The sequence below is a fragment of the Mucilaginibacter sp. McL0603 genome (genome assembly GCF_049992945.1).
Taxonomy (GTDB): domain Bacteria; phylum Bacteroidota; class Bacteroidia; order Sphingobacteriales; family Sphingobacteriaceae; genus Mucilaginibacter.
Window position 1 is genome coordinate 181929 of the sequence record NZ_CP188251.1, and the last position, 13368, is coordinate 195296.

Sequence of the window (13368 nt, forward strand, 5' to 3'; positions counted from 1 at the left end):
AGGACGGGCACCGAATAGGGCACATATAATGTGCTTTCATTTGGTGGCTTTTGCGGTCTGCTTATTCGAAAAATATTATTACATTCTATGTTAAATAAGGCAACTCTTAATACTTTTCGACGTAATATCATCGATGCTATTCAACTCGCTGCAATTCCTTATCTTTTTCATGGTAGTAACGCTTATGTACTACCGGCTATCCAGCCAGAAAGCCAGAACATTTCTCCTTTTGATAGCCAGCTGTTATTTCTACATGTCATTTGTTCCCAAGTATATCCTTATTTTGGGAGGAACAATCGTGATCGATTATTTTGCAGGTTTGCAGATAGCACGCAACAAAGGCCATCTGCGTAAAACATGGCTCATCATAAGTTTAGCAGCTAATATCGGCATCCTGGCTTATTTCAAGTATTTCAATTTTATACTGGGCAATCTGGAGCCTTTCCTACAGATGGTCTTCCCCCGGAAACATGTGCCCATATTTGATATTCTTCTCCCTATCGGTCTGTCCTTTCATACTTTTCAGGCCATGAGCTATACCATTGAAGTGTACCGGGGAAAACAAGCTCCGGAACGCGATTTTTTTACTTATGCATTGTATGTGATGTTTTATCCACAGCTGGTGGCCGGCCCAATAGAGCGGCCCCAGAATATGCTTCCCCAGCTCCGTACCCGCCAGGAATACAAGTGGGACAATGTAAAGGAAGGGCTTACCAGGATGCTGTGGGGATTGTTTAAAAAAGTGGTCATTGCTGATCGTATTGCTGCTGTGGTGGACTATTCTTTTGATCATATCAATACACAGTCTTCTCTGCACTTGCTGCTGGGGGCCGCTTTATATTCTTTTCAGATATATTGCGATTTTTCAGGTTATTCTGATATCGGCATAGGCGCTGCTAAAGTAATGGGAATTGGCCTAATGGAGAATTTTAATGAGCCTTATCGGGCGCATACAATGCCCCAGTTCTGGAGCCGGTGGCACATTTCATTGTCCACCTGGTTTAGGGATTACGTCTATATTCCGTTGGGCGGCAATCGTTTGGGTAACAGGCGGAGAAAACTGAATATAATGATCGTTTTTTTGTTGAGTGGCCTGTGGCATGGCGCTAACTGGACATTTGTTGTTTGGGGTGGCTTGCATGGCATTCTGACCGCTTTTTCCCCGGGCAGCAGAAAGAGCAAGGATACAGCCCTTTCTGCAGGAAAGATCGCTTTTATAAGTATTAATTTTCTATTGGTGACTTTGCTGTGGATTTTCTTCCGCGCCCCTAACCTGCACGATGCATTACATTATCTGTATGGCATTTTTAGTTTCCGACACGGATTATCCAAAACCGGTGTCAATAATATGGAACTGGCATTGTCAATGATCCTGATTGGTATTATGCTTGTAAGGGAGTATAAATACAGAGGGCATTATATAAAAGACAACCGCCTTTTTGCCTGTTATACAGGTGTAATCGTTATTGCGTGTTACTTTCTGGGCGTATTTAATGAAAACCAATTTATCTACTTCCAATTTTAGTGTTATGAAAAGGGTATTCTCCTGGCTATTTATCATCATCGGGATGGCTGTTCTTGTAATGTCAACTTCCAGGGGCATGATGAAATATGTTTCCGATAAACGATACGGCTGGACTGGTGCTTTTGGGATACACCGGGCTGATGGGGGCGACCTGGTCAATATGGCATTTCTTGATAAGGAACCGAAGTTCCTGCAGCATACCAATTTTGTTTTTAAACGGTCGCCGGATACCGTCAACAGGAATATAAATCTGTATGTATGGGCCGATAGTTATGTGATACATATTCCTGATTATTCATATGCACATGTAAATAAGTTTCAGCTTGGCAGAAGGGATTTTACAGATTTACACTATAAACTCGATCCAAATAAAAAGAACATCCTTATTATTGAAAACGGAGAGCGGTTTGTACGCATTTATTTCAAATACCTGGTGATTTTTGATCATGTTCAGAAGGATAAAAGCGCCCTCTCCTTTTTGTATTCCTATAGCAACTCCCCTGCACATTATGCTTCCCTGGGCCTGGGTGGTGTTCATGTAACGGATCTGTTTAACCCGGATATCAATCAAAACATTGAATACAACCTGTTCAATTACAATTGTATTAACTGGATACGGGAATTAAAAGCTGAAATGAATTACCAGTATTTCAATCGGGTTTCCGGCGATGTTGCCTTGTCGGAGAATGGAAAACATCTCTTTTTAAGACAAACCATTGCTGCTCATGACATATTGAGTTGTTACGAGGCTATGAAGTCTACAGAAATAAACACGCTTTGTAGTAATATAGATACCATTTATAAACACTATAAAAAGGAGGGCTTTGACGAGGTCTATTTCTCCATCATTCCTAATCCTGCTACTATTTTACAACCAGTCTATTATAATGGATTGATTCCTGTACTGGAAAAAAGAGCGGACTCGATGGGCGTTCCTTTTATTGATATATTTAAGGCTTTCTCTCATTATCCGAACCCATCTGAATTATATACAAATGGAGATACCCACTGGAATAATAAGGGTTGGGAAATATGGCTGGATGCTGTTAACACGGAATTAAACAAACAGAGCGGCCAGTTAAAAAAATAAAAGAAGCTGTGTCAGCTTGTATACGGGCAGCATTAATTAAGCATAAAAAAACACGTGTTTGGACCAGATTTTGTTTTGCACCCGGTAAGCTAAAATTGAATGAATAAGTGCTTTTTATGAGCTCTCCACTACCTGTTAAACAACTTGTATTCCTTATCAATAACAATCCAAACTTCTTAAATGAGGGATTAAAATCGCTGCTAAAGGTGGTCTTAATATCTCTTTACAAAGCAGTATTACCTGTTACAGGGCCGTTCATTGTTATAATTGTAAATGCTTGTTTAAGGTATACTAGCAAATCAGCGTATGCATAAACCTTTTTGCGGTCATTCAGCTTTGTCAAACTATTTTAATACCGATAAAGTCTGTTCTGCCAGGCGCCTGCATGCGGCTTCATCCATTCCCACTTTTGCAGATACAACCATTCCGGAAATAGCATTTATTAAATAGTCAGTAGTAGTTTCAACATTCAATTTTTTGAATGTTGGTTTACTTTTCTTTCCCATCTTGACGAAATGAAGCAAGGCATTCCTACAATCTTCATAACTGTCTTTTACTATTTGAAGGGCATCACCGTCTTCTGGACCGAACTCAATGATTGAATTCACCATAAAGCAGCCGCTGGGTAATCCAGGGTGATAGCAACCTGTGACAGAAATATCAAAAATTCGTTCAATACCTTCAACACCGTCCTTGCTTTCCAAGGTTATCTTCTCAAGCGAATCAGCGGTAAGCTTCCGATATCGGTTAAGTGCTTTGAGTAAAAGGCCCCGCTTGTCTCCAAATGTGGCATACAAGCTAGATCTGCTAATACCCAAAAACTTCACAATTTCTTCTGGTGATGTTGTACGATAACCTTGAAGCTGAAACAGTTCAATGGCTTTGTCGAGTGTTTCCTCCTCAATGAAATTCTTAATACGCCCCATATATATTTTTAAATATTATGTGTTCTTTGCAGAACAGATTAACACGTAAAATAGCAAAATAATTACAGCTCAATTATTATGAAAAAAGCGAGGTTGATTTCCTCGCCTTTAATTCAGCACATTTTGGACTGGATAATATTTGCAGGGTTTGAACCCAGCTATTGATGATCGTCGCTGAAAGTTTTTATGCTGTGATACCACCATCAACTTTAAAGCTGGTACCAGTGATATAAGCAGATTCTGGTCCTGCCAGGAAATTCACCATAGCTGCTATTTCTTCTGGCTTGCCTAAACGCCTGAGAGGTATTACATTCATATATGCTTCGCGTGTAGCCGGATCAGCCGGCATCATATCAGTATCAATTGCACCCGGCTCTACTGTATTTGCCGTAATGTTTCTCGGCGCAAGATCCCATGCCAACCCGCGGGTATAAGCCGAGATAGCAGCTTTAGTAGCAATATAGTCCGTCATTTGAGGGCCGCCGATCCGACTGCCACCTACCGAGCCAATATTGATGATGCGTCCACCATCGGGCATATATTTTTGCGCCGTTCTTACCGCCTCTGCGACGGAACGGATGTTCACGTCTATCTGGCGGTCATAATCCGCACTTCGGTCGGCTGCAGTATGTAAAGGTCCGGCTACGGATACAGCCGCGTTGTTGACCAATATATCGATCTTCCCGAATATTGTTGCAGCTTGATCTATTGCCTTTTCAACTGATCCCCGGACTCCGCCATCAGCCTTAATTCCCAGGGCCGTTCCTCCGGCTTGCTCAATTTGTGAAACTAAAGCTTGCGCCTTTTCATCTGAATTTACATAAGTGAACGCAACTGTAGCACCTTCAGATGCAAAACGGTTAACAATTGCTCGTCCCATGCCGCGTGTACCACCGGTTACAAAAGCGATTTTATCTTTTAATGTTATCATTTTAATTTATTGGAATTTTTATTCCCAAAAGTAGACGCTTTGTTTTCATTTTGGAACTTTTATTCCGTTTTTTTATCTATAGGAATGTCATATTTTGGAAAATTGTTTAACGCTTTCACGCAAAAATGTTTGACCTATGTTTGACCCAATAAAAAAGGACTTATGATTTTAATTCATAAGTCCTTGATTTTAAAGTCGGGATGAGAAGATTCGAACTTCCGACCTCCAGCACCCCATGCTGGCGCGATACCGGGCTACGCTACATCCCGAAAAAACCCTTGTGGGCAACAAATATAGGTAAGTTGACATTAAGTGAAAAGCTAATTTATCACAATAAGATTTGCCCCGATTGTATTTTGAAAATAACTTCTGCATTAATTACACTGATAAATCCGAAAAATAAATTTTTAGTTATAGGTATGTAATTTAAAAACACAAAGTTATATTTGGATACTGCCCTTAAACCAAGTACCTATTCCGATGAGAGAATTTCGTGTTTTTTTTTATGTATTAATATTGACTTTGTTTTGCTGCCGGAAACCTTATAATCCTCCTGCAACATCTACCTCAGCAAGTTACCTTGTGGTAGATGGCGTAATTAATTTAGCGGTGGATTCAACCGTTATAAAAATAAGCCGGACTGTTAAACTTACTGATAAAACAGCCACCAACCCGGTATTAAATGCTACTGTAACCATTGAGGGTGAACAAAATGGCTCCGTACCTTTATTTGATATCAATGGCAATGGTCATTATTTTAATTATGATATAGGCGTCTCACCTACCCAACGATACAGGTTAAGGATTATTGATGGTTCTAAGCAATACCTGTCAGATTTTGTCGAAGTAAAACAAACCCCGCCTATTGATAGCATTGGTTATAACATACAAAATGGCATCATCAATTTATATGTAAATGCACATGATGCGACAAACAAGACCCGTTTTTATCTTTGGAATTATGATGAAAACTGGGCGTTTCATTCAAAATACGGATCAGATTTTGTTTTGGAACCCAGTACTAATACAATAATATCCAGACCTGCCAGCCAACAGATATTTAACTGCTTTGCAAGTGACGTATCATCGCATATCGTTTTAAATTCAACAGAAAAATTGAGTAAGGATATAGTTTACCAGGGGCCAATAACCCAAATTCCTTTAACATCAGAAAAAGTAGAAAAAAGGTATTCTATGTTGTTAAGGCAATATGCACTAACACAAGATGCTTTTAATTTTTTTCAAAACATTCAAAAAAACACCGAGCAGCTTGGTAGCATTTTTGATGCCCAGCCTTCACAGATCAGCGGAAATATACATAACGTTAATAACCCCAGCGAACCTGTTGTTGGTTATGTGGTTGCTACAAATGTTCAATCAAAAAGAATTTACATCTCCCATGATGATCTTCCCGGCAACGTATTGCCAATTTATCCATATGATTGTAAAGAGGATACTGCAAAACTCTCAGACGTTCAAAATATCCTGATTAACCCACCTATTGATTTTATTCCTACCCAGGGCCTTTATTCCGGAGGGTCATTAATAGGCTATTTATATAGTAACATACAGTGTACTGATTGTACCATCAGAGGAACCCGGCAGGCGCCATATTGGTGGCAATGAGTAATCCCTAAAAATTCAATTTAAGCATAAGACACTTTTTATAACTGATGATCATTCCCTTAAGAAATTGCTGTTGTTTTGTGCTATTAATAAACGTGCTGTTATTTGCAGGAGCTTGTAAAAAGAAATCCAATCCTGCCCCAACCGCTGATCCAACACTACAATCAACCGCACCCTTCCTTATGGGTTCTGCTGTTGGATCTGATGCCATAAAAGGCAGTTATAATTACCAGGGGACGCTAATAAATGAATACAACAGCGTTACTTCTGATTATCAATTAAAGTTTGACTGGGTAGAACCGCAACAGGGGGTGTTTAATTATGCTGACGGGGATTATATCGTTGCTTTTGCAACGCAACACCACATGCGGGTGCATGCACATAATTTTATATGGCACCAGGCACTGCCAAACTGGGTAATCAATTTCCAGGGGGATTCGCTTGCCTGGGAAAATCTTTTTAAAACACACATTGAAAGCGAGGCGACACATTATAAAGGACAGGTAGCGTCATGGGATGTAGTGAACGAAGCCATCAGGGATGATGATGGGACTTTGCGTAACAAAGATGTAAATCCGGGTGATGGCAGTATCTGGCGGCAGCACCTGGGAGCTGACTATATTGCCCGTGCCTTTCAATATGCACATGAAGCTGACCCTAATGCTCTTTTATTTTATAATGATTATGGCCAGGAATGGGGCGGCGTAAAGCTCGACTCGATCATAGCGCTTGTAACCAGTTTGAAAAATCGTGGAATTCCTATATCCGGCGTTGGAATGCAGATGCATATTGACATTAATGCCAGTAATGCCGGCATTACAGCGGCTTTAAAAAGACTTGCCGCAACCGGGTTAAAAGTTCATATTTCTGAACTGGATATTTCAGTAAACCCTAACAATGATCCAAACATTGTTTTTACCAGCGATCTGCAAACTACACAAGCAGCCAAATACCGGTTTATTGCGGAAACCTATCGGGCCACGGTCCCCGCTGCACAGCAATATGGAATAACTACCTGGGAGTTTTGTGATGCAGACAGTTGGATACCTGCCTTTTTTCACCGGAAAGACTGGCCATTGCTGTTTGATAGCGATTATAAAAAGAAAGCCGCTTATTTTGGTTTGCTAAAAGGATTAAAAGATTAAACAACCTGCACATTTTGCTCACCAAGCGCAGGTACCGGCTGTTGTTTTTTCAATGCCTGCTTGCGTAAATAACGAAAATGAAGCAAACCTATAAGTAAAGCAAATATTCCCTCGGCCAGCATCGTATCAGGTGTGCCTATCCATTTTGATAGGGAACCGATCAGGAGTCCGCCAAGCGGTTGCATCCCGAAAAAGGCCATCGCATAAAAGCTGATCACTCTACCTCGCATATTGGGTTCAACGGTGGTTTGGATCAACGTGTTGCTCACCGTGACTTGTGACATCATACCAAACCCTGCAACCGTAGCAAATACCAGTGCCAGCGGATAATTGCCCTCGTGCGAAAACAGCACAAGCCCAGCTCCGAATATCAGTGTATTAATAGCCAGTATCTTTTTCAAATTACTTCCGGGTTTTAATGAGGCTAAAAATATAGCGCCACTAAATGCACCCAAACCGATCACGCTGTCAATAATACCAAAAGTGGATGCCGTTCCTTTAAAAATGTCCTTTGCATACACTGGCAACAGTGTACTAAAAGGCAGTACAAATAAACTGATCAAACCCAGCATCACAATCACAAAGGCGAGTGATGGGGTCTTTTTCAAATAACTTAAACCTTCGCGCATTTCGCCAAAGGCATTTTTTGTATGCACCTGTTTTATATATGCAGGGAGCCGCATCAATAATAAGGAACCGATCACCGCGAGAAAGCTTAGGGCGTTCAACAAAAAGCAAGTGCCGTCGCCAAATTTCTCCAGTACAAATCCGGCTATTGCAGGGCCAATCAATCTTGACAAATTCACCATGGATGAGTTGAGGGCTAGTGCATTAGGCAAATCTTTTTTGTCTTCAATCATCTCATAAACCAGTGATTGCCTTGCGGGCACATCAAAAGCATTGATTAAACCGAGCATTACACTTAGCGACAGTATCTCCCACACCGCGTAATGTCCCGCCAATATCAGTATAGCCAAAATTGAAGCCTGAACCATGGAGGCGATTTGCGTACCCAACAAAACCCTGAAACGGTTATACCTGTCGGATACCACACCACCGAGCAATGAAAACAAAAATGATGGGAACTGGCTGGCAAACAATGTCAAACCCAGCATAAAAGTGGAATGGGTAAGGTCGTATATCACCCAGCTTACCGCGGTCTTTTGCATCCACGTCCCGACCAAAGAAATTGATTGCCCTGTAAAATATAGCCGGTAGTTACGGCCTCTAAATGCACTGAATGTTGTAATTTTCATCTATAGTCTTTCACACAGTTAATATTAAACCAATTACTCAAAGTCAACCAGCCTGGTCAATGGCGCTATTAATTTTCTGAGTAATGCTTCTTCATCATCATTAAAATTTTCCTTAATCGCATTAGCCAGCCACTCATCACGCTCGCTCCTTACCTGCAGCAATATGCGCTCTCCTTCTTCGGTTAACGAAATGATCACCTTGCGTTTGTCTGTTTCAGATGCGGTTCTGGTAATAAATCCCAGCTCAAGCAAATGATTCAGTACTTGCGACATCGATTGATTGGTAATTTTTTCCATAGATGCCAGCTCGCTTGGCAGCAATTGTTTATGCTGATAAAGTGCTGATATAGTTGAACGTTCTGTAAGCGAAAGCATTTGCCCTGTAACAGAAGTTTTGCGTAATTTTTTTGTTAAGCGGGCTACTACTGTACGCAGATTGGATGCGAGTTGGAGGTCATTATTCTGAGTCATGGCAAAAGTAGTTAGTTAAACTTATAAGTTTACCTTACAAATATAAGCCAATTCTCCTGACGGCTCAAGGCTCAATTATCATTTAAAAGTTATAATTTTGATAGTTAGGCTACGTTAACTTTATTATTACTGTTTTTCATTGGTGAATATGCGAGCGTCAGAAAATTACGAGTTGTTAATCGGCAAGATCGATACTTTCATCCGCAAGTATTATTTCAACAATTTATTAAGGGGACTGATCTTCCTGGGAGCTGGGATTTTTTCTGCCTATGTGATTATTACGGTAAGCGAATATTACGGCAACTTTAATACAGCATTCCGCACCTTTCTTTTTTACTTTTTTATATTTCTTAATCTCGGGTTGATCCTTTGGCTGATCATTCCTTCGCTTTTAGCCTGGCTCAGATTAGGCAAGACAATTACGCACGACCAGGCTGCCGAGATCATCGGCAAGCATTTTACCGATGTGAGCGATAAGCTGCTCAATACTCTTCAGCTTAAAAAACTGGCGGATTCTAACCAGCAGCAAAGGGAACTGATAGAAGCCAGCATCGACCAAAAAATTGAAACATTAAAACCGGTTAGCTTTCCTTCAGCCATTAATATCCGTGAAAACAGAAAATATTTAAAGTGGATCGTATTCCCGGTAGCGTTGATCTGCATTATTGCACTTGCCGCGCCATCTATTTTAACCGAAAGTACCAAAAGGCTTATCAGACATAACGAATACTTTGCACCGGTAGCCCCCTTCAAATTTGTGGTGCTCAATCAGTCGCTTTCAGTAGTTCAAGGTGATGATTTGAAATTAGATCTGAAATTAGAAGGTGACAAATTACCCTCGGATGTGTATATCGAAACGGCTAATAACACCTTTAAATTGGATAAAGAAAACATCAGTCGTTTTCATTACCTGTTTAGCAACCTGCAAAAGAATACGGTTTTCCGGGTAAGCGGCAATGGCTTTACATCTGTACCTTATGAGATAAAAGTTAATCTTAAGCCATCACTGCTGCATTTTGATGTGGAGTTGAACTACCCTGCTTATCTGCATAAAAAAAATGAGCAATTGCTTAATGCGGGTGATCTTACGATTCCGGCCGGTACATCAGTTAAATGGGAACTGCATACTCAAAACGCGACCGGAATTGTATTCGATATGAATAACAAACGGTACGATGCTGTTCAATCTGCCCAGGATATTTTTGAGCATACCGAAAGGATCTATAAAAACTCTGAATATAAAATCAGTCCGCAAAATGCATCGGTTAGCCGTGGCGACTCAGCATCGTATCACATTAATGTGGTAGCCGATGAACCACCTGCCATCACAGTTGAAGAAAAATCAGACTCGGTAAGCAGTAAGGCCCTTTATTTTAACGGCAAAATACAGGACGACCATGGATTTTCGTCACTTACATTCAATTATAAAACAGGCGCTCCCGGTAATAAAGGAACAGAACATACCATAACTAAGACTGTGAAGGCCGATCTGAGTAAACCACAGGCGGATTTTTTCTATTTCTGGGATATGAAACAACTGGGTGTAAAACCGGGTGACCAGGTCTCTTATTATTTTGAAGTTGCAGATAATGACGAAGTATCAGGCCCTAAGAAAGTCCGCTCGCCCGTGCATATTTTAAATGTTCCCAACCAAAAGGAGCTGAACGATCAATTGAACAATGGCACCCAGGTGGTTAAACAAAAAATGCAGGATGCTATTAAGCTGGCAGGCCAGGTTGAAAAGGATGCACAAAAGCTAAATCAGCTTCTGCTGAATAAAAACTCATTATCATTTGATGAAAAAAAGCAGATAGACGACTTGTTGCAAAAGAAAAAAGACCTGGACGACCTGATGAAGGATATACAAACCGAGAATAAAAAGAACATGTATAACCGCCAGGAAAATGAACAACAGAACAAAGACCTGATCGAGAAGCAAAAGGAGATCGAAAACCTGTTCAATAATGTGCTGGATCAGAAAACACAGGATCTGTTAAAGAAGTTGCAGGCTTTAATGGACCAGGAGCAAAAAGATGCTACGCGTGACGAACTGTCAAAAATGCAGGTAGATAATAAGTCCCTTAAAAAAGAACTCGACCGTATACTGGAATTGTATAAAAAACTGGAATTTGACCAGAAATTGAATCAAAATATCAATGAGTTAAATCAACTGGCAGATAAGCAGCAAAAATTATCTGAGCAGACCAAGCAACAAAATTCGGACCCGCAGGCTCTGCAACAAGAGCAGCAAAAGTTGCAGCAGAATTTCCAGGATGTAAAGCAATCACTGGATAACCTGCAAAAAATAAATGATAGCGCCGAGCATAAAAATGATTTTGAAAATCCGAAAAGCGACGAGCAAAAGGTAGACCAGCAAATGAGCCAGAGCGCAGAGAACCTGCAAAAGAATAACAAACAAAAAGCAGCACAATCTCAGCAGGAAGCCGCAAAGCAAATGCAGCAAATGGCCAGCAAAATGGAGCAGAAGAACGAAGAAGGGGAAGATGCACAAAACAATGTTGATGCACAACAGCTGCGCGAATTATTAAAAAATTTAATTAATAGCTCCTTCGACCAGGAAAAAGTGATGGAAACATTAAAAAATACTAACCCAACTGACCCAAATTATGGTATATTAGCACAAAAACAAAAAGACATAAAAGACAATTTAAAAACAGCAGAAGACAGCCTTTATGCGCTAAGTAAGCGGGTTCCTCAAATACAATCAACTGTAAATCAGGAGATCAGCAGCATAAATAGCCATATCGATGAGTCGTTGGGAAATCTGGGAGAACGCCGTACAGCAGAAGCTTCAAGAAATCAGCAATATGCAATGACATCGATGAACAACCTGGCACTGATGCTGAACGAAGCACTTGAACAATTACAAAACTCGATGAAGAATGGTAAAAGCGGGAAAGGAAAATCAAAACAACCCTCTTTATCGCAACTAAATAAGATGCAGCAGCAGCTGAACCAGAATATGCAGGGGATGCGTGACCAATTGCAAAAGCAAGGAAATATGTCACAAAGCCAGCGTAGCGGGATGAGTGAACAATTGGCAAAAATGGCCCGCCAACAGCAAATTATAAGGCAAGCACTACAGGAAATTAACAAAGAAGAGAATAAAAATGGTGCCGGTGGCTTGGGGAATTTGGATAAAATTTCAAAAGAAATGGAACAAACTGAAAACGATATCGTAAACAGGCGCATAACTGACGAGGTGCTAAAGAGGCAACAACAAATTCAAACCCGACTGCTAGAGGCAGAAAAAGCAGAGCAACAACGGGATCAGGACCAGCAACGCGAAAGCAATGTTGGAAAGGATATGCCTCCGGGATACATAAAAGCGTTACAGGACTACCAGAAAACAAAAGAAAAACAAACCGAACAGATTAAGACTGTATCTCCGGCACTTAATTTGTATTACAAACAAAAAATTAAATCTTACTTTGATCAACTTAATGCTAAATAGTATGCCAGAAGCGAATGTACAAACCAGCGAGCTTTATACTTTACAGCTTCCCTCAAAACCGGAAAGCATAACGCAACTGGAAACTTTAATAGAACAAATAGCTGACAAACACCAGGTAAGCGAAGATACCTTTGCCAATATGATGACTTGTCTGAATGAGATTGCTATAAACGCTATTGTACATGGTAATAAATTGGACGAAAGCAAAAAAGTTATTGTAAACGCCGATGTGGATGCAAAACGCGTAGTATGGACCATTACCGATGAGGGTGAGGGTTTTGATTATGATCATTTGCCAGATCCAACTGCCGAGGAAAACCTTGAAAATTTAACAGGGAGAGGCGTTTTTATAGTAAAACAGCTTGCTGACCAATGCATATTCAACACAAAAGGAAATGAAGTTGAACTTCATTTTAAAATATAATGCCTTCAATAAACTTTTTTGAAGAAGATATCAGCTTTAAATTAAAGAAGAAAACCGGGGTAAAACATTGGATAAAGGCCACTGTTGAAACTGAAGGTTATAAGCTTAAAGAACTCAATTACATTTTCTGTTCTGACCAGTATTTGCTGCAGATAAACCAGCAATATCTTGATCATGATACCTATACAGATATTATCACCTTTGACAATTCAGAAAAAAAAGGAATTATTGAAGGTGATATTTTTATTTCTATAGATCGCATTCGTGAAAATGCCCTGAAATTTAACTCTGGTGAGGCAAACGAGTTACATCGTGTGGTCATTCATGGTGCACTGCATTTATTAGGATATCAAGACAAAACGGCAGAAAAAAAGAAAATTATGACAGGTAAAGAAGATCATTATCTGAGTGTCAGAAATTTTACATAAAGCAGATGGTGTTTTTAGGTTAATTACGCTTTTATACTTTAATTTTACGTTGCCACTTTAAAGCGAAACTA

Annotated in this window: 11 protein-coding genes and 1 tRNA gene; 7 read left to right on the forward strand and 5 right to left on the reverse strand. The window is 40.2% G+C overall.

The genetic code is table 11. The features are described 5' to 3' along the window. Nucleotides 1-169 precede the first annotated feature (169 nt). Both ACPPVU_RS00895 and ACPPVU_RS00900 read left to right on the forward strand, forming a co-directional pair. On the forward strand, nt 170-1525 hold the full coding sequence (locus tag ACPPVU_RS00895) for an MBOAT family O-acyltransferase (RefSeq protein WP_426669803.1): 1356 nt from the start codon (nt 170-172) through the stop codon (nt 1523-1525). 4 nt (nt 1526-1529) lie between these two features. Beyond that, nucleotides 1530-2615 carry a hypothetical protein gene (locus ACPPVU_RS00900; RefSeq protein ID WP_426669804.1) on the forward strand — a complete coding sequence of 362 codons (1086 nt, stop codon included), beginning with the start codon at nt 1530-1532 and terminating at the stop codon, nt 2613-2615. 344 nt (nt 2616-2959) lie between these two features. Here ACPPVU_RS00900 and ACPPVU_RS00905 read toward each other — a convergent pair whose 3' ends face one another. From ACPPVU_RS00905 to ACPPVU_RS00915, 3 genes are all read right to left on the reverse strand, one after another. Next, entirely contained in the window at nt 2960-3541 is a 582-nt protein-coding gene (locus ACPPVU_RS00905; RefSeq protein ID WP_426669805.1) for a TetR/AcrR family transcriptional regulator, read from the reverse strand. Nucleotides 3542-3725: 184 nt separating this feature from the next. Further along, entirely contained in the window at nt 3726-4472 is a 747-nt protein-coding gene (locus ACPPVU_RS00910; protein ID WP_426669806.1) for an SDR family NAD(P)-dependent oxidoreductase, read from the reverse strand. 195 nt (nt 4473-4667) lie between these two features. Further along, a tRNA-Pro gene (locus ACPPVU_RS00915) sits at nt 4668-4741 on the reverse strand. A 211-nt stretch (nt 4742-4952) separates the two neighbouring features. Between ACPPVU_RS00915 and ACPPVU_RS00920 the strand changes: the two genes are divergently transcribed. After that, on the forward strand, nt 4953-6098 hold the full coding sequence (locus ACPPVU_RS00920) for a DUF4249 domain-containing protein (RefSeq protein WP_426669807.1): 1146 nt from the start codon (nt 4953-4955) through the stop codon (nt 6096-6098). 47 nt (nt 6099-6145) lie between these two features. Continuing rightward, the gene (locus ACPPVU_RS00925) at nt 6146-7243 is read left to right on the forward strand and encodes an endo-1,4-beta-xylanase (RefSeq protein ID WP_426669808.1); all 1098 of its coding nucleotides are present in this window, start codon (nt 6146-6148) and stop codon (nt 7241-7243) included. Here ACPPVU_RS00925 and ACPPVU_RS00930 read toward each other — a convergent pair. After that, a complete protein-coding gene (locus ACPPVU_RS00930; RefSeq protein WP_426669809.1) occupies nt 7240-8499 on the reverse strand; it encodes an MFS transporter in 1260 nt (419 codons plus the stop codon). The genes ACPPVU_RS00925 and ACPPVU_RS00930 overlap by 4 nt on opposite strands. Before the next feature lie 33 nt (nt 8500-8532). Next, nucleotides 8533-8970 carry a MarR family winged helix-turn-helix transcriptional regulator gene (locus ACPPVU_RS00935; protein WP_426669810.1) on the reverse strand — a complete coding sequence of 146 codons (438 nt, stop codon included), beginning with the start codon at nt 8968-8970 and terminating at the stop codon, nt 8533-8535. A 148-nt stretch (nt 8971-9118) separates the two neighbouring features. Between ACPPVU_RS00935 and ACPPVU_RS00940 the strand changes: the two genes are divergently transcribed. From ACPPVU_RS00940 to ybeY, 3 genes are read left to right on the forward strand one after another with little or no spacing between them, the layout of a single operon-like run. Further along, a complete protein-coding gene (locus tag ACPPVU_RS00940; RefSeq protein WP_426669811.1) occupies nt 9119-12445 on the forward strand; it encodes a DUF4175 family protein in 3327 nt (1108 codons plus the stop codon). 1 nt (nt 12446) lies between these two features. Then, complete coding sequence (locus ACPPVU_RS00945) at nt 12447-12869, forward strand: ATP-binding protein (protein WP_426669812.1); 423 nt, start codon at nt 12447-12449, stop codon at nt 12867-12869. Next, complete coding sequence (ybeY, locus tag ACPPVU_RS00950; RefSeq protein ID WP_426669813.1) at nt 12869-13297, forward strand: rRNA maturation RNase YbeY; 429 nt, start codon at nt 12869-12871, stop codon at nt 13295-13297. Before ACPPVU_RS00945 ends, ybeY begins: the two co-directional genes overlap by 1 nt. Nucleotides 13298-13368 lie beyond the last annotated feature (71 nt).

Coding starts and splice junctions, on each gene's coding strand:
- ACPPVU_RS00910 (WP_426669806.1), bottom strand. CDS start 4,472: ATGATAACATTAAAAGATAAAATCGCTTTTGTAACCGGTGGTACACGC.
- ACPPVU_RS00945 (WP_426669812.1), top strand. CDS start 12,447: ATGCCAGAAGCGAATGTACAAACCAGCGAGCTTTATACTTTACAGCTT.
- ybeY (WP_426669813.1), top strand. CDS start 12,869: ATGCCTTCAATAAACTTTTTTGAAGAAGATATCAGCTTTAAATTAAAG.
- ACPPVU_RS00935 (WP_426669810.1), bottom strand. CDS start 8,970: ATGACTCAGAATAATGACCTCCAACTCGCATCCAATCTGCGTACAGTA.
- ACPPVU_RS00940 (WP_426669811.1), top strand. CDS start 9,119: ATGCGAGCGTCAGAAAATTACGAGTTGTTAATCGGCAAGATCGATACT.
- ACPPVU_RS00905 (WP_426669805.1), bottom strand. CDS start 3,541: ATGGGGCGTATTAAGAATTTCATTGAGGAGGAAACACTCGACAAAGCC.
- ACPPVU_RS00920 (WP_426669807.1), top strand. CDS start 4,953: ATGAGAGAATTTCGTGTTTTTTTTTATGTATTAATATTGACTTTGTTT.
- ACPPVU_RS00895 (WP_426669803.1), top strand. CDS start 170: ATGGTAGTAACGCTTATGTACTACCGGCTATCCAGCCAGAAAGCCAGA.
- ACPPVU_RS00925 (WP_426669808.1), top strand. CDS start 6,146: ATGATCATTCCCTTAAGAAATTGCTGTTGTTTTGTGCTATTAATAAAC.
- ACPPVU_RS00900 (WP_426669804.1), top strand. CDS start 1,530: ATGAAAAGGGTATTCTCCTGGCTATTTATCATCATCGGGATGGCTGTT.
- ACPPVU_RS00930 (WP_426669809.1), bottom strand. CDS start 8,499: ATGAAAATTACAACATTCAGTGCATTTAGAGGCCGTAACTACCGGCTA.